15 protein-coding genes and 1 pseudogene are annotated in these 19385 nt (G+C 46.7%); 1 reads left to right on the top strand and 15 read right to left on the bottom strand.

Annotation, left to right across the window (positions count from 1 at the left end; translation table 11 throughout):
* Positions 1–805: 805 nt before the first annotated feature.
* Positions 806–2344 (bottom strand): leucyl aminopeptidase family protein, encoded by a 1539-nt coding sequence (locus MJO46_RS16750; protein WP_253990300.1) that lies wholly within the window; start codon positions 2342–2344, stop codon positions 806–808.
* A gap of 219 nt (positions 2345–2563) precedes the next feature.
* Between MJO46_RS16750 and MJO46_RS16745 the strand changes: the two genes are divergently transcribed.
* A complete protein-coding gene (locus MJO46_RS16745) occupies positions 2564–4027 on the top strand; it encodes an aminoacyl-histidine dipeptidase (RefSeq protein WP_253990299.1) in 1464 nt (487 codons plus the stop codon).
* A gap of 121 nt (positions 4028–4148) precedes the next feature.
* Here the strand turns inward: MJO46_RS16745 and dinB are convergent, their stop codons facing one another.
* The 14 genes and pseudogenes from dinB to luxS form a co-directional block, all read right to left on the bottom strand.
* Complete coding sequence (gene dinB, locus MJO46_RS16740; protein WP_253990298.1) at positions 4149–5228, bottom strand: DNA polymerase IV; 1080 nt, start codon at positions 5226–5228, stop codon at positions 4149–4151.
* Positions 5229–5416: 188 nt separating this feature from the next.
* Positions 5417–7420, bottom strand: a pseudogene (locus MJO46_RS16735) (methyl-accepting chemotaxis protein).
* A gap of 350 nt (positions 7421–7770) precedes the next feature.
* Positions 7771–8238, bottom strand: a complete 468-nt coding sequence (gene bfr, locus MJO46_RS16730) for a bacterioferritin (RefSeq protein WP_198780839.1) — start codon at positions 8236–8238, stop codon at positions 7771–7773.
* A 9-nt stretch (positions 8239–8247) separates the two neighbouring features.
* Entirely contained in the window at positions 8248–8721 is a 474-nt protein-coding gene (bfr, locus tag MJO46_RS16725) for a bacterioferritin (RefSeq protein ID WP_253990297.1), read from the bottom strand.
* Between the two features lie 250 nt (positions 8722–8971).
* Positions 8972–9196, bottom strand: a complete 225-nt coding sequence (gene nqrM / locus MJO46_RS16720) for a (Na+)-NQR maturation NqrM (protein WP_007645837.1) — start codon at positions 9194–9196, stop codon at positions 8972–8974.
* An 11-nt stretch (positions 9197–9207) separates the two neighbouring features.
* The gene (locus tag MJO46_RS16715) at positions 9208–10221 is read right to left on the bottom strand and encodes an FAD:protein FMN transferase (protein WP_253990312.1); all 1014 of its coding nucleotides are present in this window, start codon (positions 10219–10221) and stop codon (positions 9208–9210) included.
* 144 nt (positions 10222–10365) lie between these two features.
* A complete protein-coding gene (gene nqrF, locus MJO46_RS16710) occupies positions 10366–11622 on the bottom strand; it encodes an NADH:ubiquinone reductase (Na(+)-transporting) subunit F (protein WP_253990296.1) in 1257 nt (418 codons plus the stop codon).
* Positions 11623–11668: 46 nt separating this feature from the next.
* A complete protein-coding gene (gene nqrE, locus MJO46_RS16705; RefSeq protein ID WP_006080469.1) occupies positions 11669–12277 on the bottom strand; it encodes an NADH:ubiquinone reductase (Na(+)-transporting) subunit E in 609 nt (202 codons plus the stop codon).
* Between the two features lie 5 nt (positions 12278–12282).
* Positions 12283–12915 carry an NADH:ubiquinone reductase (Na(+)-transporting) subunit D gene (locus tag MJO46_RS16700; RefSeq protein WP_006080467.1) on the bottom strand — a complete coding sequence of 211 codons (633 nt, stop codon included), beginning with the start codon at positions 12913–12915 and terminating at the stop codon, positions 12283–12285.
* Entirely contained in the window at positions 12915–13703 is a 789-nt protein-coding gene (locus MJO46_RS16695) for a Na(+)-translocating NADH-quinone reductase subunit C (protein WP_253990295.1), read from the bottom strand. Before MJO46_RS16695 ends, MJO46_RS16700 begins: the two co-directional genes overlap by 1 nt.
* Positions 13696–14895, bottom strand: coding sequence for an NADH:ubiquinone reductase (Na(+)-transporting) subunit B (locus MJO46_RS16690; protein WP_253990294.1), 1200 nt, complete (start codon positions 14893–14895; stop codon positions 13696–13698). Before MJO46_RS16690 ends, MJO46_RS16695 begins: the two co-directional genes overlap by 8 nt.
* The gene (locus tag MJO46_RS16685) at positions 14895–16229 is read right to left on the bottom strand and encodes a Na(+)-translocating NADH-quinone reductase subunit A (RefSeq protein ID WP_198780844.1); all 1335 of its coding nucleotides are present in this window, start codon (positions 16227–16229) and stop codon (positions 14895–14897) included. The genes MJO46_RS16690 and MJO46_RS16685 overlap by 1 nt, the downstream gene beginning before the upstream one ends.
* Positions 16230–16632: 403 nt before the next feature.
* Positions 16633–18684, bottom strand: a complete 2052-nt coding sequence (locus MJO46_RS16680; RefSeq protein ID WP_253990293.1) for a TonB-dependent receptor — start codon at positions 18682–18684, stop codon at positions 16633–16635.
* Between the two features lie 156 nt (positions 18685–18840).
* Positions 18841–19350: an S-ribosylhomocysteine lyase gene (gene luxS / locus MJO46_RS16675; protein ID WP_198780846.1), complete on the bottom strand. Its 510-nt coding sequence runs from the start codon at positions 19348–19350 to the stop codon at positions 18841–18843.
* Positions 19351–19385 lie beyond the last annotated feature (35 nt).

The following is a 19385-nucleotide window of genomic DNA, read 5'->3' as shown; positions in this document are numbered from 1 at the left end:
ACCTGTTGATGAGTGATTCGTGTTCCCGGCACAGTGAACTCCTCCGTTCTGCTGTACCGAACCTTATCAGATCAACCGGCCAAGATAATTGTCGCTAGACCGGCCACCGTAATTGTCGCTTAATAGGACGGGACAGCTAGGAGAAAAAAGGCAAAAAAAAAAGCCTGCTCAATGAGCAGGCAAAGACATATTTCAAGCGTCCCTTTCGGGGAAGTACATTACCGCGCTAGCGGGAAAAACCTGGCATACCCATGCAAAAACACCGATATGCTACTTGAGTCTAAACACGCCAAAAAAGGCGATACAAAGGTTGATGGATGATGGAAACTCAAACTTTAAGGAGGGTTAGGCCTTAAAGCTCATGGCGAATAAACCGCCACGCAAAACATCAGTGTTAAACCAAGTGTTCTGCCAATAAAAATGGTTGTTGCCTGTATAAGACATAGTCAATACTCCTAAATTAGTTGTGATTAAGTGCTCTAGTGAAGCTTGGCTCGGTTCCTTGGAACTAGAGATTCTCAAATCCGTTGAGACGACTTGTCACTCGGGTCCTTGGAGAAAAATATCCATCCTGGATAGACTAGAGAGGAAAGGCATAGTGCCTAATCCACGAAAGCAATTATATGGTTTTGTAGTTTTATTACAACCTTTATTTGTGTTTTTTTTGATTAAGGCTTTTTAATGTAATTAAATTACGCAATTATAGTGGGGTTAATGGCGATCTGCTTCACATAAAAACAGAAATAACCCTGCAAACATCTAATAAATAAGATATTACAGAATTATTTCTATTTGTTGCGATCCGTTAGCGATTGATCAGGTATTGATACAAGCCCACCAGTGGGCTGGCCGTAGGTTTGCCATACAGCGGATCACCTTCAGTCGCACTGCCGGCAATATCTAAGTGGGTATAAGCTAAGGGAATGGGGGCATTGAGCCCATGGTCAAATAGCCCTGACGCCTTCAGTAAAAACGCCGCAGGATATTGATGCCCACGGGCAGTCACCGATGACGGCGCATTATTTGAGGATAATATTTCAGCAGCGCCAGACACATCGCGGATCTTGGCAAAATCTTCACGGCGCAGGCTCGACACTTCAAAGGGTTCGCCCCATTGGCTCGCCTGCTGTTGTAAAGTGACAGCGCATTGCTGTGCACTCGCGACCGAGTTTTCCACCGCCGCAGGATAACCGCCATAGCAGCGCACAACATGCCCAGTCAGTGTTGCCACCGAAAATAGTTCTGGCTTCACCGCCGACACGGCTTTAATGCGTAAATGACTCAGTAAATCCGCTAGCACTAAGCGCCCTTCGGCATCCGTATTACCAATGCGAACCCGCACACCCGCATGGCTAGTGATAATTTCATCGGTGACGAAGGCTTCGCTGCCTATGCTATTACGCACTAAGCCTAATTCGGCAATCACGCGAATTCCCTTAGGTTTGAGCATGGATAGGGTTTTAAATAACCCCGCCACGGCAGAAGCGCCGCCCTTATCGCGGCTCATACCCGCCATAGCACCGCCCACTTTTAGATCGGCGCCGCCGGTGTCGTAAATCACGCCCTTACCCGCAAACAGGAAAGTGCGAGTCACCTCTCCCTCTGGCAGATACTCTAATTTCACCACGCGGGGCTGATGACGGCCGACGGCAAAAGACGAACGCGCCACGGCGCTGAGCAGCGGATAATCTCGCTCTAAAATATCTCTGTCTTCCACCACAGCGGTTTTGATCACGCTGCCCTTAAAGGATTGCAGACAATAATCGGTAAAAGCTTTAGCCGACATGCGCTCGGGTTCAGTACCACATAAATCCCGCGCTAGTACCCGCCCCGCTTCTAAGGCATTGAGTAAATTGCTGTTATGGGTTGCTAAAGATAATAACCCTATGGCTTCAAATGCAGGTGCGAGATCCGTCGCTTCACGCAGCTCTAAGGTTTGCCACAGTTCTTGACCGCAGGCTAACGCCGCGACTTCAGAGGCAAAACCAAAACGCGCGTCCTTCGATGGCACTACATATAGGAGTGGGCGTTTTGCGCCCGCCTCTTTGGCAATGGCAATCGCCGCCCTTGCGGCATCGGCGTACACTCGCACGTCTACATACTCATCGTTCACTTGGGTGACAGGCGCGATAATCAAGCGCCCTCCCGCAAGACCCGGAGCAAATAGTAATGTCGGGCTCTTACCGACACGCTTATCTACGTGGGCACCGTGCTTGGCCAATAAGCCTATCTCATCAAAACCGATGGCATCCAGATCGGGCGTCACCACCACAATCGCATCCCAACCTTCACCATCAAAAATGGCATTTTCTGCTTTTACATCAACGAAGTTAACTTGAAACATGACCCATCCTTTTTCATTATTGTGTCTGCATTATTCCCGCTCTATCGCCTAATTACCAATCTAAAATCGGCATGAGTTCCATCGAAAACAATCGAACTGGAAACTTTGGCTGCCAGCTCAGCAAAAGCCTGTGACGCTGTGATTATTTGGCTGCCCAGAATGTGCTAGAATGACCGCAAATTTGCCCTATACCCACAAGACCTTATGAGGGACACATCCGTGACAGCGTTAAGTCAGTTATACCCACAGCCTTTATGGCAATGGTTTGAACAAATTTGTGCTATTCCCCACCCTTCCAAACACGAGCAAGCCTTAAGCCAGCACATCCAAGCATGGGCCAAAGATAAGCAACTCGCCGTAGTCGAAGATGCCGTTGGCAACTTAATCATCCGTAAACCTGCTACGCCGGGAATGGAAGATCGTAAAACTGTGGTGATCCAAGCTCACATCGATATGGTGCCACAGAAGAATGCCGATAAAGTCCATGATTTTACGAAAGATCCTATCGAAGCCTATGTAGATGGCGATTGGGTTAAAGCCAAAGGTACAACCTTAGGTTCTGATAACGGTATCGGCATGGCATCGGCGCTGGCCATTTTAGGCTCAGATGATATCAAGCACGGCCCATTAGAAGTGCTGCTGACCATAGATGAAGAAGCGGGCATGACAGGCGCCTTCGGTTTACAGGCGGGCATGTTAGATGCAGAGATCCTCATCAATACCGACTCAGAGCAAGAAGGTGAAATTTACATGGGCTGCGCCGGTGGCGTCGATGCCCAAATCACCCTGCCTATGGTGTGGCAAGCCTCTGAGCAAAGTTACTCGGCCTTTAGTCTGCATTTATCTGGCTTAAAGGGCGGTCACTCTGGGGTAAATATTCACTTAGGTCGCGGCAATGCCAATAAACTATTGGCGCGTTTCCTGTTTGAAAATGCCGATGAGTTAGCGTTAGAGCTGACCCAATTTACTGGCGGTTCACTGCGTAATGCGATCCCACGGGAAGCCAATATCAGCTTTATGTTGCCCGCCGAAAATGTCGATGCGCTTAATGAAAAAGTCAGCGCCTTCGAAGCCTTAGTACGCACAGAACTTGCTATTGTCGATCCCGATATGCGTTTAGTGTTGAGTGAAATCCCAACGCCAAAACGGGTGATGAGTGAGAACAGCCAAAATACCCTGATCGATTTGCTGCATGTGTGCCCAAATGGCGTTATTCGCATGAGCGATGAAGTCGAAGGGGTCACTGAAACCTCACTCAACGTAGGCGTTATCAGCACAGACGATGAGCAAGTCACTATCCTATGCCTTATCCGTTCGCTAATTGATTCTGGTCGCAGTCAAGTCGAAGGCATGTTAACTGCGTTAACTAACTTAGCCGGAGCCGAAATTGATTTAAGCGGCGCTTATCCGGGCTGGAAACCCGATAACAGCTCGCCCGTGATGGCGATAGTGCGTGAAACCTATCAAGACATTTACCACAAAGAGCCAGTGATCATGGTGATCCATGCGGGTCTCGAATGTGGTCTATTCAAGAAACCCTATCCAGAGATGGATATGGTCTCGATTGGCCCCACCATCCGCTATCCCCACGGTCCAGATGAAATGGTCAATATCACCACTGTTGGCCAATACTGGGATCTACTATTAGCCGTGCTAGAACGCATTCCCGCTAAAGGTGAATAGTCGCTAAGCCGACTTAGATTAAAAGGCCGCAGAGGATATACCAATGCGGCTTTTTTATTTCTTCTATTTACGTAATGCGTAAGGCTTGTTATCGCGTCAACTACGTCAGGTTCGATTGGCACTAAAACACAAAATCCAGTTGCTTATTTTCGCGTGCCATTAACGGCTTAAGAGTGTCTTTGCTCTCGGCGAGTCCGACGGAAACCCCTAATAGCCGAATTCCCCGCCCTTCTTGCCTTACCATGGCTTGACTGAGTAATTCATAAAACATCACCACGGAAACCTCATCACTGCGATGCTCGATTGTGGTCTGTTTAAAATCATTAAATTTAAGTTTGATCACCTGCTTATGGATCTGTCTGCCCTTAGCGCTGCGGCTTAAACGTAGGGCTAATTCTTGGATCAATCCCGGCATCACCTGTTGGCACTGCTCTAGGGTATAAATATCCTTCGCCAGCGTGGTTTCAACCCCGACGGATTTACGCTCTTGACCGATAGAAATACCCCGTTCATCGATTCCTTGGGCACGTTCAATCAAGACAGCACCAAACTTACCGAATCGCGCCAATAACTCGGGTTTAGAATAGGCTTGCACATCGCCGCAGGTATTGAGCCCGAGCAAGGAGAGCTTTTCGGCGGTGACTTTGCCGACACCGGGAATTTTACGTAGCGATAGTGTTTTAACAAACTCGGGAAGCGTCTCTGGGGTAATCACATATTGGCCGTTTGGTTTATTCAGATCCGAGGCGACCTTAGCTAAAAACTTCACTGGGGCTATGCCCGCCGAAGCGGTTAACCCTGTTTCGGCTAAAATATCGCGGCGAATGGCCTTAGCAATCAAAGTCGCAGAGCCCTTATATTGTTGGCACTCACTCACATCTAAATAGGCTTCATCTAAGGAAAGCGGTTCAATCAATGGGGTATAGCGGGAGAAAATTTCACGAATTTGCAGGGACACTTCTTTGTAAACCTGCATCCGCCCTGGCACCAAAATAAGATCGGGACACAACTTCAAGGCATAGGCGGTCGCCATCGCCGAACGTACACCGAATTTACGCGCCTCGTAGCTGCAAGTGCTGATCACTCCACGGCGATCGCTGCTGCCACCCACGGCTAACGGCTTGCCACGGTACTCGGGAAAGTCGCGCATTTCCACTGCGGCAAAATAGCAGTCCATATCGATGTGAATAATTTTTCGCACGTTGAATTCCTCCAACGCCAAAATACTGTATATAAAAACAGTAATCAAGTACCCACTAACCGATTTACATGGAATAAGGCGAAAAATAAAAGGAGCCTAGGCTCCTTTTATGGGGGAATAATACGTTAATGCATGGGCGATGTTAGCAAGCCGTCAGCATATTGGTGAACACGCTACCTCACTCAGGTTTAGATCTTGAATTGGCCGATATTGCGGCTGAGTTCACGGGTCATATGTTCAAAACCCTGCAGGCTTAGGGACAAATCCTGGCTCGATAACAGAGACTGATCCGACAGCCCGCGCACATTCTCGACATTTTGCGCCACTTCCTCGGCCACCACAGCTTGCTGACCGATAGCAACGGTAATTTCTACCGTCTGCTGCTGGATAGACATGATCGCCGTGGCAATGTCATTCAACGCCGCTTCAACCTGAGTCGTTAACACTTGACCCGCTTTCGCCTGCTCGACGCCCGACTCCATCACTTGCTCCGCTTGCAGGGCGCTCTGTTGCAGCGTTTGGATAATCCCTTGAATATTGGCGGTAGAATCTTGGGTACGGGACGCCAAAGTACGCACTTCATCGGCCACTACGGCAAAGCCACGGCCCTGCTCCCCCGCCCGCGCCGCTTCAATCGCCGCATTCAATGCGAGTAGATTGGTTTGCTCGGCAATATTACGGATAACACTCAGGACCTCACCGATTTGCTCTGAGCTGCTGCGTAGGTGTTTAATCACTTTCGCCGCTTCAATCACCTGCTGGGATAGGGCCTTCATGCCTTCGGTCGCGCGGGAAACGATTTGCGTACCATCGCTGGCCTGAGTTTGCGCCTTTTCGGCAAAATCATTCGCCCGCTGGGCACTTACCGCCATTTCTTGGCTGGTTTGCGCCATTTGAGTTGCGGCAGTGGCAACCGAATCTATTTGTTGCTTCTGCGATGAGACCGAAGATACGGCTAAGTCACAGATCTGCCGCGCATCGACAACACCCGTCCCCACCTCTTGGGTTAAACTTCGGGTATCCAACAGCATGTGCTGCACTTTCTCAGCGAAGCGATTAAAAGCATCACCCAGCTTACCTAACTCATCTTCCCGCTGCATAAGAATACGTTGGGATAAATCGCTATCTCCTTCGGCAATGTCTTCCATCGCATCGAGCAGCTTAGACAGCTGACGCCTAAAGGGCAGTAACATCAACCAAACCGTCATCCCCACTAAAATCATAATGCCGATGGCAACAAAACAGGCATTCCAAAATGCCGCCGTAACGGGTGCTTCAATCACTTCGTGGGGCAACATAAAGGCTAAGTGCCATTTTTGTTTTGGATAATCGCCACCGACGGACACAAATACTACCCGCTGGGAAATGCCATTGAAGGTGACTTCAGCAAACCCCTCGGGCTCACGCTGCATCTGCTGTCTTAGGGCGGTAAAACCAGTTGTGTCCTTAAATTGACTATCAATTTGATTGGCTAAGGACCCCGGAGGAAAACGCTCGGAGAAACCAGGAAAATACACCAACTTACCTTCATCCGTCATCAAGAAAGCTTGACCGAAATTACGGTATTTGATGGGTGCCAAAAGGTTTTTGCCTATGGTGTCGATCAAGATATCCATACCACCAATACCGATAAGCTCACCATTGGCCCCATAGACAGGGGTTTTAACCGTAGCAGAAATAGAACCATCGTTGGCATCGACTGCGGGATCACCAACAAACAAGCCGCGCTGGTCAATCGCCTCCTGCCACCAAGGGCGTTTATTGGTGTAATAGTTAGCATCGCCATCGAAACGGCCATTTAAATCAAAATATTCAAAGGTATTGGCCGAGCCAAAGAACACCGATTTCACATCGCTATCACGCTCAGAGAACGATTTAAAATAACGAATAATATCTTGGTACTGCGCATCCGTAGCGAGGTTACTGCCGCGGGCATGGTACTGACTAAACTAACTAACTAACCCGGGCTCGGCAAACACTGAATGGATCACTTGCCCCTTGGCAATAAAGTAACCACTGATCTCGTTGGCTTTTAAGGCTACCAGCGCCGAAATATCCGCATCCACTTGCTTACGGGTATTGTTACTTTCTTTATTAACAAGCAAAGCAGCAACTAAAGTGAGGAGTACAGCAAGTGCACCAACGATAGTCACCACCAACTGTAAACTGAGAGAGCGTTTTATATATTCCATTAATCTTCCCGTCTGGCTGAGCTATAACTGACAAAAGGCGTACAAAAACAGTTTCACACGGTAACAATTTTTACCGACTAACAACAGATGAAATGCTCAGAAAATACGTAAACAAGTATTTGTAAAGACACAAGAATAGTCATTTAACACTATTTGCTAAATTTGACATAGATCACAGAGGATGAGTTGGTGAAATACCTATTTGGCAGTCAATTAGGCTATATACTCTAATTAAGCGGGAGCCGTACTCGGCCAAACCTGCTCAAGGCAAGCTTTATCTCTTAAGTGGGCTTGATAACATAAGGCCAGTTAAATGACTTAACTGGCCTTAATTTGAGGTACGACTTTAACTACATTTTCGTTTGCAGATAATTTTGTAAACCAATTCGGTCAATCAGTCCGAGTTGTTTTTCAAGCCAATACATATGGTCAGACTCAGTATCGTCGAGTAATACTTCGAGAATTTCACGGGTCTGGTAATCTTGCTTCTGCTCACACAGGGCGATGACTTTACGCAAATCATCGGCAACCTTGTATTCGTAGGCGAGATCGTTACGCAGCATCTGTTCCACATTTGAGCCGATATTTAATGCCTCACGGGCCGCCACATTAGGCACGCCTTCGAGGAATAAAATACGTTGTACCAGTTTTGCCGCATGACCTTTTTCATCATCCGACTCATGGGCGATCCGCTCATAGAGTTCGTTTAGTCCCCAATCTTCGTACATATGGGCATGGACAAAATACTGATCCATCGCCGAGAGTTCTCCCGTTAGGAGCCGATTTAATGCATCGATAACGTCTTTATCGCCTTTCATATTTCGCTCCTATGACTCACTCATTTGTGATTGCAGATAATTTTGAATGCCCGTTAATGTGATGAGCTCCTGCTGTGACTCGAGCCAATCTAAGTGCTCTTCTTCATCTTCAAGAATATCTTCTAGCAGATCGCGGCTGACATAATCCTGCTCGGCTTCACACAGGCTGATCGCATCGCGCAGCAGTGTTAGCTGCTCTTGCACCATGGCCAGATCGCAGTCGAGCATTTCTTGGCTATGTTCACCAATGCGTAACTTTTCAAGTTGTTGCAGATTCGGCAGTCCTTCCAAAAACAGCACCCGCTCGATAAGCTTATCGGCGTGTTTCATATCTTGAATGGATTTTTTGTATTCGACGTGATTGAGCTTTTCTAGGCCCCAATGTTTAAACATCCGAGCATGGAGAAAATATTGATTGATGGCCGTCAACTCACAGGTAAGCACCCGATTCAGTTGCCCAACCACTTTTGGATGACCTTTCATAAGTTACGATCCTTGTTAAAGGGAAAAAGATTGATCTAAATCAAGCTTCTAGCCTAGTACAATTTATCGACTAACTCAAATTTTCTTTATTTTTCACAAACTTAAACATAAAAAGCATTCTCATTTTCACTTAGATTAGCGCGCTATCTACCTCATATCCCAAGGATAAATTTAAGTGAATCGTCTAGGCTGGTAAGTTTCAGGCAAAAAATAGCCTCCTAGGTAGGAGGCTATTGTCGATTAAGCTGATTTAAATAATTCTGTCTTTGGTTAGCTTCTCACGGCGCGCTTCTTCTGCGGCCATACGACGCTTACGCTTGTCGCAGGGATCATCACAATCGCAGGCTTTTTCAATCCCTAGTACACCCAAACCGCCACAGCTTCCTTCAACGGCTTTGCGCTTAATGAGATAACCTATCGACATCAGCAAAAAGAACAATAACAAAATCACAAATGCCGCGATAAAAGTGCTCATGTTTACTCCAACTACTTAAGGAAAGGCTTGAAGGCGTCACTGTAATAGACTTTAAATCCTTCACCTTGCTTTTCTATTAGCATTATCGCCAAGTGTTCCTTCTTGGCAAGCTCCAATGATGCTTCTGTGCCTAAAACCATCATCGCCGTCGCAAAACCGTCGGCCGTCATGCACTCTTTATGCAGCACGGTCACAGAGGCTAGCTTATGGTTTACAGGTAAACCAGTACGCGGATCGATTATATGGGTAAAACGTTGGCCGTCTTCTTCATAATAATTGCGATAATCCCCTGACGTGGCCATAGCCATAGTGCCCGGCTCAATCACCTGTTGCACCGCCATACCATCATCGGTCGGTTTTTCTATCGCCACGCGCCAGGAACTGCCATCGCCCTTAGTACCTTTAATGCTTAGCTCGCCGCCAATTTCCACTAAGTAACCCGTTGCCTGGTACTTATCTAAAATAGAGGCCACCTTATCGACACCAAAGCCCTTGGCAATTGATGATAAATCCACATACAAATGGGCGTTATGCTTACTTAAACGATTGCCTTCGATAGAAAGTTCGTGGATACCGGTTTTCGCTTTAGCCGCATCAATATCGGCCTGTGACGGCACTTGAGTTGGACGCTTATCAGGCCCAAATCCCCATAGATTCACTAATGGCCCAAGGGTGATATCCAACGCTTTATCGGTAACGTCATAGAGACGTATGCCTTCCTGCACCACTTTTATGGTATCGGCTGAGACTTCAACACTCTGCTCTAATGGCAGTTGGTTAAAACGGGATAATTCTGAATGAGGGCGATACGTCGACATTTGATCATTGACCAGCTCAAGGGCTAAATCAATTTCTGCCTGTAGTAACTGCGCCGTCGGCATCTGTTTATTTGAAACGACTTTGATATGGTAAGTCGTGCCCATAGTGCTACCGGCTAAGGAAATCACTTCATCCGGTTTTGTACAGCCCGAAATAAAAAAGGCCAGCCCAAGGAGGACTAGCCAGTTCACTGAATGCTTTAACATTGAGGTTTTTAACATTGCGGTTTTTAACGCTAAGGTCTTAGACATAATGACCAACAACTCTTTATTGTGCCCTTAAATGCAAAAGTTGCAGATGAGAGATGGTCCTCAACATCTGCAACTTTTTTCATCTCAGGCTAATGAACATTAGCCGCCGAAGTCATCCAGTAGGATGTTTTCATCTTCGACACCAAGATTTTTCAACATACCAATTACGGCAGCGTTCATCATTGGAGGTCCACACATGTAGAACTCGCAATCTTCTGGAGCATCGTGGTTTTTCAGGTAGTTTTCATACAATACGTTATGAATAAAACCTGTGTAACCGTCCCAGTTGTCCTCTGGTTGAGGATCGGACAGCGCCACATGCCATACGAAGTTCTCATTCTCAGCCGCTAAGCCGTCGAAGTCTTCCACGTAGAACATTTCACGCTTAGAACGCGCACCGTACCAGAAACTCATCTTACGCTTAGACTTAAGGCGCTTGAGTTGGTCGAAAATGTGCGAACGCATTGGTGCCATACCCGCACCGCCGCCAATAAATACCATTTCTGCATCGGTATCCTTCGCGAAGAACTCACCGAATGGACCAGAAATCGTCACTTTATCGCCAGCTTTTAAACTCCAAATGTAAGATGACATCTTACCGCAAGGCAGTGTCAAATTACGTGGTGGAGGCGTAGCAATACGCACGTTTAGCATGATGATGCCAAACTCTTCTGGGTAGTTAGCCATGGAGTAGGCACGAATCGTTTCTTCATCAACCTTTGACTCAAGATTGAAGAAACCAAAGTGTTCCCAGTCACCGCGGTATTTTGCAGGCACATCGAAGTCTGCATATTTAACATGGTGAGCTGGCGCTTCAATTTGGATATAACCGCCTGCGCGGAATGGAACTGATTCGCCATCAGGAATTTGTAGCTTCAGTTCTTTAATGAAAGTGGCTTTGTTATCGTTAGAGATAACAGTACATTCCCATTTTTTGATACCGAAGATTTCTTCGTCAAGCTCGATTTCCATATCGTTCTTAACGTTAACCTGACAAGAAAGACGACAACCTTTACGGGCATCACCTTTGCTGATGTGGTCAAGTTCAGTTGGCAGAATATCACCACCACCAGACTTAATCACCACGCGACATTGGCCACATGAGCCACCGCCACCACAGGCACTCGATACGAAGATACCGCTATTGGCTAAAACGCCTAACAGCTTACCGCCCGCACCGGTTGTAATCGCTTTTTCAGGATCGTCGTTGATGCCGATCGTGATGTCACCGCTAGACACTAGCTTAGATTTAGCGAATAAAATCACTAACACTAAGACGAGGACGATAGCAGTAAACATACTCACACCGAGGTAAACCTCGAGCGGAGTAGATTTAAAAATACCAAGAATATCCATTAACTTATCCTTAGAAGGTCCAATTCAAGAAGCCGTTTGGTGTCCCTTACAGCGACACGCCAGAAAACGACATGAAACCTAAGGCCATTAAACCAGCGGTAATAAAGGTAATACCTAAACCACGCAGGCCGTTCGGCACGTCGGCATACTTCAGCTTCTCACGGATACCGGCCATCAATACGATAGCTAATGCCCAACCTACTCCAGAGCCGAAACCAAACACCACACTCTCACCGAGCTTGTAGTCACGCTCAACCATGAATGATACCGCACCGAAAATCGCGCAGTTCACAGTGATCAAAGGTAAGAAGATACCTAAGGCGTTGTACAAAGGTGGAAAGTACTTGTCTAATGCCATTTCCAGAATTTGAACTAAAGCCGCAATCACACCGATAAAGGTAATGAATTTCAAGAAGCTTAAATCGGCTTCAGGTGCGCCAGCCCAAGCGAGAGCACCAGGAGCGAGCAGCCCTTGATAGATAACTTGGTTAGCAGGAACAGAGATAGTTAACACTACAACTACCGCAATCCCTAGGCCCATGGCGGTGGTCACTTTCTTAGACACAGCCAAGAAAGTACACATACCAAGGAAGAAGGCCAGTGCCATGTTTTCAATGAAAACAGAGCGAATTAACAGGCTAATATAATGTTCCATCGCACTTACCCTTTTGCTTCAACTTGCTCTGGCTTATAGGTACGAATAATCCAAATCAGAACACCGATCAGGAAGAACGCACTCGGAGGCAGTAGTAGCAGACCGTTTGGTTGATACCAGCCACCATCAGAGATCTTGTGCAGGATTTCAACACCGAACAGAGAACCGTTACCAAACAGTTCACGTACGAAGCCAACGGCTAACAGAATTGCACCGTAACCTAAACCGTTACCGATACCATCCATAAAGCTCATCATTGGCGGTGTTTTCATCGCGTAGGCTTCGGCGCGTCCCATTACGATACAGTTCGTAATAATAAGGCCGACGAATACCGATAATTGCTTAGAAATCTGATAAGCATAAGCCTGCAGCAATTGGTCAACCACGATTACCAAAGAGGCAATAATGGTCATCTGTACGATAATACGCACACTGCTTGGAATATGATTACGGATCATTGAGATAAACAGGTTCGAAAACGCAGTTACCGCAGTTAATGCCAACGCCATGACCAATGCAGTTTCGAGTTTACTCGTTACCGCTAACGCACTACATACACCAAGAACTTGTAATGCAATCGGGTTGTTGTTGACTATAGGTCCTGTCAGAACCTGTTTCAGTTCTTTAGCGTCAGACATTAGCTGAGACCTCCATTGCGTGCTTTTTCAATGAAACTCGCAAAACCTTCTTTACCTAACCAGAATGTCAGTGAATGTTGTACACCGTTACTGGTCAGTGTCGCACCAGATAATGCGTCTACACCGTATTCAGAGCTAGCCACAGCAGGGTTTTTAGTTACGCTGATAGCAATATTACCTTGCTCATCAAATAACTTTTTGCCATGCCATTTTGCTTTCCACTGGGCATTTTGTACTTCACCACCTAAGCCTGGGGTTTCACCATGCTCGTAGTAAACTAGGCTTTGAATCGTGTTGAGATCAGCATCTAACGCGAGGAAGGCATACATAGTCGACCACAAACCATAACCATGAACGGGCAGGATCACGCTAGTCAATTTACCTTGTTCATCACGAACCAAATAAACCACTGCATCCTCTGCAACACGCTTCACCGAAGCAATGTCGTTCTCAGGGATAAATGAGGTTTTCACATCGCGAGAGGCTTTGCGTTGATCGAAAGTATCAGCATTCACACCCTCAACCCAATCACCGGTTTTCAAGTTAACCAGTTTAGCTTCGATGTGTTTGCCGTAAGTTTCCAAAATTTGCGCTTTGGTCACTTTGCCCGCTTTAGTATCGATAAGACCAGCGGCTTCCAGAATGTACTTTTGCTTATCAAGCAGTTTATTTTCCGCTTGAGTTGGGCGCAGTAACACTGCTGCAGTAGACACAAATATCGCACAAATTAGACATAAGCCAACGACGATAAATAACGTTCTGCCGAACGAATCTTTATTACTAGCCACGGGCAATCCTCCGCTTGATATTTGCCTGAACCACGAAGTGGTCGAACAATGGCGCGAACAGGTTAGCAAACAGAATCGCTAACATCATGCCTTCTGGGAATGCAGGGTTAATCACGCGGATAAACACAGCCATTGCACCGATCAAGATACCGTATGCCCATTTAGCTTGATTCGTAAATGACGCTGACACTGGATCTGTCGCCATAAACATCATGCCAAACGCAAAACCACCTAACACTAAGTGCCAGTACCAAGGCATTGCAAACATTGGGTTAGTGTCACTACCGACAAAGTTAAGCAGCGTAGAAATGGCAATCATACCCACCATCACACCACCAACAATGCGCCATGAAGCAATACGGGTATAGATGATGACCAAACCACCTAACAGAATCGCTAATGTAGACACTTCACCGACTGAACCAGGAATGAAACCGAAGAAGGCATCCCACCAGTTTTGGTTGAACGCATAATCTAAGGTGCCAGATGCCGCTTGGCTCAGTGCAGTAGCACCTGAGTAACCGTCTGCCACAACCCATGAGGTATCACCTGACATGTTCAGCGGATAAGCGAAGAACAGGAAGGCACGACCCGCGAGTGCTGGGTTTAAGAAGTTACGCCCAGTACCACCAAACACTTCTTTCGCCACGACCACACCGAAGGTGATACCCAGCGCCACCATCCATAATGGGATAGTTGCTGGCAGTGTTAAAGCGAACAGGATAGAGGTAACGAAGAAACCTTCGTTGACTTCATGACCGCGGATAGAGGCAAACAGCACTTCCCAGATACCACCGACGGCAAACGTCACCGCGTAGATAGGTAGGAAGAAACAGGCGCCATACCACATTAGCGCTGGCCAGCCGGAGTTTGCCGTCAGTTCGGTACCGAACAGGCTAAACAAGCTCACTTGCCATACGTCAGGGGTAGCAAAACCAGCCACGAGCGCTAATTGAGCTTGTAAACCTACGTTGTACATACCCACGAACATCGCGGGGAAAGCACAGGCCCAAACCGTAATCATCATACGTTTTAGGTCGAGGTTATCGCGAACATGGGTTTTGCCCTTGTTCACTTTACCCGGGGTATAAAAAATGGTGTATGCCGCTTCGAATAGGGCATAAAACTTTTCGTATTTACCGCCTTTTTCAAAGTCGGGTTCAATACGTTCGAAAAAATCTTTCAAGCTCATTAGCCTTCCCTCTCGATCGTATCTAGACAGTCACGCAGGTATGAACCGTAGTCATACTTGCCTGGGCATACGAACGTACACAGTGCGAGATCTTCTTCATCTAACTCTAATGCGCCCAAGGTAGCAGCACCGTCGAAATCACCTGAAATCAGGTCACGCAACAACATAGTAGGAAGAATGTCCAGAGGCATAACACGCTCATAGTTACCAATTGGCACCATAGCGCGGTCTGAACCACCTGTACTGGTCGTCATACTGAACAAACGAGAAGGAGCAAGATGTCCTAAGAATGCACGAGTAATTGAATATTTATTTGAGCCTGGTAATACCCAGCCTAAAAATTCTTTTTCTGTGCCTTCTTCTAACAGACTCACTTGAACATGGTAACGACCTAAATACCCCTGCGGGCCAACGGCGGTACGACCGTTCAGAACAGAACCTGAAACAACACGTACATTACCATCTAAGGCTTCGCCAGCAGTCAATTCAGCCATGCTTGCACCCAATACTGTACGAACCAGTCTTGGTTTCGCCGCTTTAGGGCCGGCAATCGCAACCACACGTTCGGTATTGAGCTCACCCGTCGTAAATAGCTGACCAATGGCTATTACATCTTGGTAACCAATATGCCAAACAGTACGTTTTGCAGAGGCAGACAATAAGAAGTGAATGTGAGTACCGACTAATCCTGCAGGGTGCACACCGGCAAATTCTTCAACTTGGGCGTTTGCGGCAGGGATATCGGCGCCAGGCGCTTTACAAAGGTAGACTTTACCTTCAGTGAGTCTTGCTAAGACTTTAAGACCATTAGCAAAATCTTCTTTATGCTCGCGGATCACCACAACGGGATCGGCAGCATGGGGTTGAGTATCAATCGCGGTTACAAAAATACCAGCGGCAGATGAATCTACAGCAGGAACTTTGCTGAAAGGACGTGTACGCAATGCAGTCCATAAACCTGATTCGATCAGATTGTCACGGACCAGTTGCGAGTCGAGCGTATCGAGTGCAGTGGCGTCATACTTAGCAAAGGTAACGCTTTCGTTGCCTTCCACTTGAATAACGACAGACTGCAGCACACGCTGGGCGCCCCGGTTAATGTCTAATATAGTACCACTGGCTAAAGCCGTATATTTAACGCCTAAATTCTTCTTATCTTCAAAAAGAACCTGACCTTTTTGTACTTTATCGCCCACTTTGATCTTCATCGTAGGACGTAAGCCAATATACTCTTCACCCAAAGTAGCTACATGTTTAATGGCTGGGCCATTATGGATAACTTGCTCTGGTCCGCCTGCTATAGGCAGTTCCAATCCTTTCTTAATTGTAATCATATCCACAAGCACTACGTTTTGAAGGAAAGACAATGCGCCGCGTTCCTGCTAAATACTGAGGTTTTAAACAAAACCTACTGCATTGAGCTAGCGCAGATTTATCACAGAAATGCGATCGCAATCACGCTGGTCGCGCGCATTTTACCCCAATTGACTTGGCATCGCCACGAAAATTATAGGTGTTTTCAAACCTAAAATACGGATTTAAAAGAATCATGCGCTACGGCGTTCACCTTCCAACCTAGTGACGGATCAGAAAGAGAGAATATTACGGTCAGCAAATACTATAACATTAATTTCTAAAGATTTAATTTAGCAAAAAGTAGAGTGTCCCCATAAAACTCCCCAATAGTATTTTTCTTATCGATCACCGAATAAAATTCAAACAATATTTACACTAAGCTTAGAAACGCCATTGGTAACCTAAATAGCTGATCCGTCCATTTTCTGATCGAATTCCGCTATTTGATGCTGTTGTGACCAGTGACTCATCTAAGAGATTTTCGATACGAAAATACAGTTCATGGTGACGGTCAAATTGATAACTGGCCGCTAAATCGACCCGCCATTGACTCGAAACCGTTTGCAGCTCAGAGCCAAATTGCGTTAATTCCCGCTCAGACTGATAAAAGGCATTTAAATTAACACCATATTCGGCATAGTTAACCCCGGCACTGAATTGCAATTGCTGCTCGGGTAACCAAGCCAATTTATCCCCCGCTGAGACACAACCTTGAATAGCTGTACAGGTATTGGTTTGATATTCAGAACTCAGATATTGATAATTCAGCCCCAAAGGTAACTGCACTTCACCGAGTTCCCAGCGATAACCTAGGCTGAGTTCGATACCATAAGTGAGCACATCTGGCACATTTTCTTGGGTTAACAAGCGTGCATCTGAGCACATTGAATAGGCATCACAGCCCACATGCAGATTATCAAACTCTTGAACATAGGCTTTAATATCGGCGCTCATGCCTTCACTGGCGTATTGGGCACTGACCTGATAATGGAGCGAAACCTGCGCTTCTTGTTCACTATTGCCCGCACTTGCCGCACTCCAGGCTCGGCGTATATCAGTGCTAAAACGCCAATCTCCCGCATCGTATAACACCCCTAATTGGGGCATCCAATCACTATCGGAAAACTCCACCGCCTCGAGCCCAGCATAATCTAGGTTAACTTCGCGGCTCACATCCACATGCTCATAAGTAAGTGCTAACTTGATTTGCAGCCCCTGCCAGTTGAACAATGAATCAATGGCGGAAGTGAGAGCGGTCGCATCATCGGTGTAAGCCAAGATATCCGTAGTGGCGCCACCTACAATGCTTCTGTCTGCCAGCCATTGTTCCTGCTGCTCAGCAAAACGCATTTCGGCTTTGTCGGTATGATAACGGGCACTATAAATCACTTGATGCTCACCGTACTGAGTGATCGATTGGGTTTGAGTGCCAAAAGAGCTGTATTCATTATCCTGCATTAGGGCGGTGAGCTCTGCGCCATCGGCTGTAGGCTGTCGATCAAATGCGGCAATAGCTGTAAGGCTCTGGGTATCAATGTCCTGACCATTGAATTGGCTTAATTGATTTAATTGCTGTGAATAGGATTGGTAATAAAAGTCGGTAACCACTTTACTGCTACCTAGGGACACTTGATGTGAAAGCTGGTATTTATGGTGTCGCCCTTGGTGCTTATCCTCTGCGCTCGCAGAGTAAAGCATTAGAGGATCCTTGAGCCAGTCGGTCTCGGTCAATCCCAATTGTGAGCGGTAACTATCATCATCGATAAATTGATAGGTAAATTCTGTCACCTGTGGGCTGCGGGCACCGAGCAGACTAGAGGCATTTATTTTGAAGAGAATATCTGTGGTTCGCCTGTCGGCATCACTGTCATTGAGAAAGTATCCATCACCTTGATTTTGGCTGTAATTTGCCGCCAGAACCATACCATATTCTTTTTGTTTAACGCCCCAGTTCATACCCGCATTAAAATCCGAGTCGGTCGTGCCTTCGACCATTAGACTGGCATTCTGCGCGTTATCAGCAATGGCTAGACTCTGGTAGTTCACCACCCCAAACGCACCTTGTCCGCCAACGGCCATATCCGCAAGAGGGGTAACGGTAACACTCTGTTGCTGCAAAAGATGCGGCAGTAGCTGTAACTGTGGTGCACTGTAGGGTGCAGGAGAGAAATACACCCTGTCTTGCATCACCGCCACGCCTTGGCTGGCCGAACGCATACCGACATTGGCCGTATTACCACTGTGATCGGCGGGCAGTAAGGTTAATGAGTTTAAGTGACTGAGCGTCATCACATCATCACTGCTGTGATAGTTATCATGGAGTTCGCTGAGTTCTAGAGTTTGATAATAAAGCGGGTTAGCAGAGAGAACATTTGAGCAAACGAGCGAAACCGCAGCCGCGGTAAGCGATACTGCAAAATAGCGACTAGACATACCAAGCTCCCAAAAGTGTTTGTTAGCGTACGGTGTTTTTGTTATTAAGTTGTAAAATAGCTGAATTTATTCCAAAAAAAAAGCGACATTGTCGCTTTCTTCTATCTGTAGCTATAACGCTAAACTGCCACTTTCAGTATTAAGAGTGGCGAAGACTTAGAGTTTGCCGAGGATCTCATCGCTTAATTTCAGATCATCGTTGCGATTCACACTCACGCCCGCCGCAATAATATTACGCGCGATATCCTGCGCCTGCTCTAATGAATGCATTTCATAGGTACCACACTGGTATTCGTTCAGCTCAGGGATCTCTGATTGCTCAACGACTTTGAGTACATCTTCCATCGAAGCCAACCATGCATCGGCCACTTGGCGCTCAGTCGGCTCACCAATCAAACTCATATAAAAACCAGTGCGACAACCCATGGGTGAAATATCAATAATTTCAACGTCATTGCCATTTAAGTGATCACGCATAAAGCCTGCAAATAAATGCTCCAGAGTGTGAATACCACGCTCGCTGAGGATCTCTTTATTCGGCGCACAAAAACGCAGATCAAATACCGTAATCGCATCGCCCTTTGGCGTGCTCATATGCTTAGCGACTCGGACTGCGGGTGCATTCATTCGAGTATGGTCAACGGTAAAGCTATCAAGTAATGGCATAGGGATCTCCAAATTCTCAGGGCGACATCAACGCC

This window comes from Shewanella sp. KJ2020 (genome assembly GCF_024197625.1).
Lineage (GTDB): Bacteria > Pseudomonadota > Gammaproteobacteria > Enterobacterales > Shewanellaceae > Shewanella.
This window is presented reverse-complemented; position numbering and strand designations above follow the sequence as displayed.

Bases quoted from the DNA above. Each gene is read 5' to 3' on its own strand.
- MJO46_RS16750 (WP_253990300.1), bottom strand. From the start codon at position 2,344: ATGTTTCAAGTTAACTTCGTTGATGTAAAAGCAGAAAATGCCATTTTT.
- bfr (WP_198780839.1), bottom strand. From the start codon at position 8,238: ATGAAAGGCGATAAAGACGTTATCGATGCATTAAATCGGCTCCTAACG.
- bfr (WP_253990297.1), bottom strand. From the start codon at position 8,721: ATGAAAGGTCATCCAAAAGTGGTTGGGCAACTGAATCGGGTGCTTACC.
- nqrM (WP_007645837.1), bottom strand. From the start codon at position 9,196: ATGAGCACTTTTATCGCGGCATTTGTGATTTTGTTATTGTTCTTTTTG.
- MJO46_RS16715 (WP_253990312.1), bottom strand. From the start codon at position 10,221: ATGTTAAAGCATTCAGTGAACTGGCTAGTCCTCCTTGGGCTGGCCTTT.
- nqrF (WP_253990296.1), bottom strand. From the start codon at position 11,622: ATGGATATTCTTGGTATTTTTAAATCTACTCCGCTCGAGGTTTACCTC.
- nqrE (WP_006080469.1), bottom strand. From the start codon at position 12,277: ATGGAACATTATATTAGCCTGTTAATTCGCTCTGTTTTCATTGAAAAC.
- MJO46_RS16700 (WP_006080467.1), bottom strand. From the start codon at position 12,915: ATGTCTGACGCTAAAGAACTGAAACAGGTTCTGACAGGACCTATAGTC.
- MJO46_RS16690 (WP_253990294.1), bottom strand. From the start codon at position 14,895: ATGAGCTTGAAAGATTTTTTCGAACGTATTGAACCCGACTTTGAAAAA.
- MJO46_RS16685 (WP_198780844.1), bottom strand. From the start codon at position 16,229: ATGATTACAATTAAGAAAGGATTGGAACTGCCTATAGCAGGCGGACCA.
- MJO46_RS16680 (WP_253990293.1), bottom strand. From the start codon at position 18,684: ATGTCTAGTCGCTATTTTGCAGTATCGCTTACCGCGGCTGCGGTTTCG.
- luxS (WP_198780846.1), bottom strand. From the start codon at position 19,350: ATGCCATTACTTGATAGCTTTACCGTTGACCATACTCGAATGAATGCA.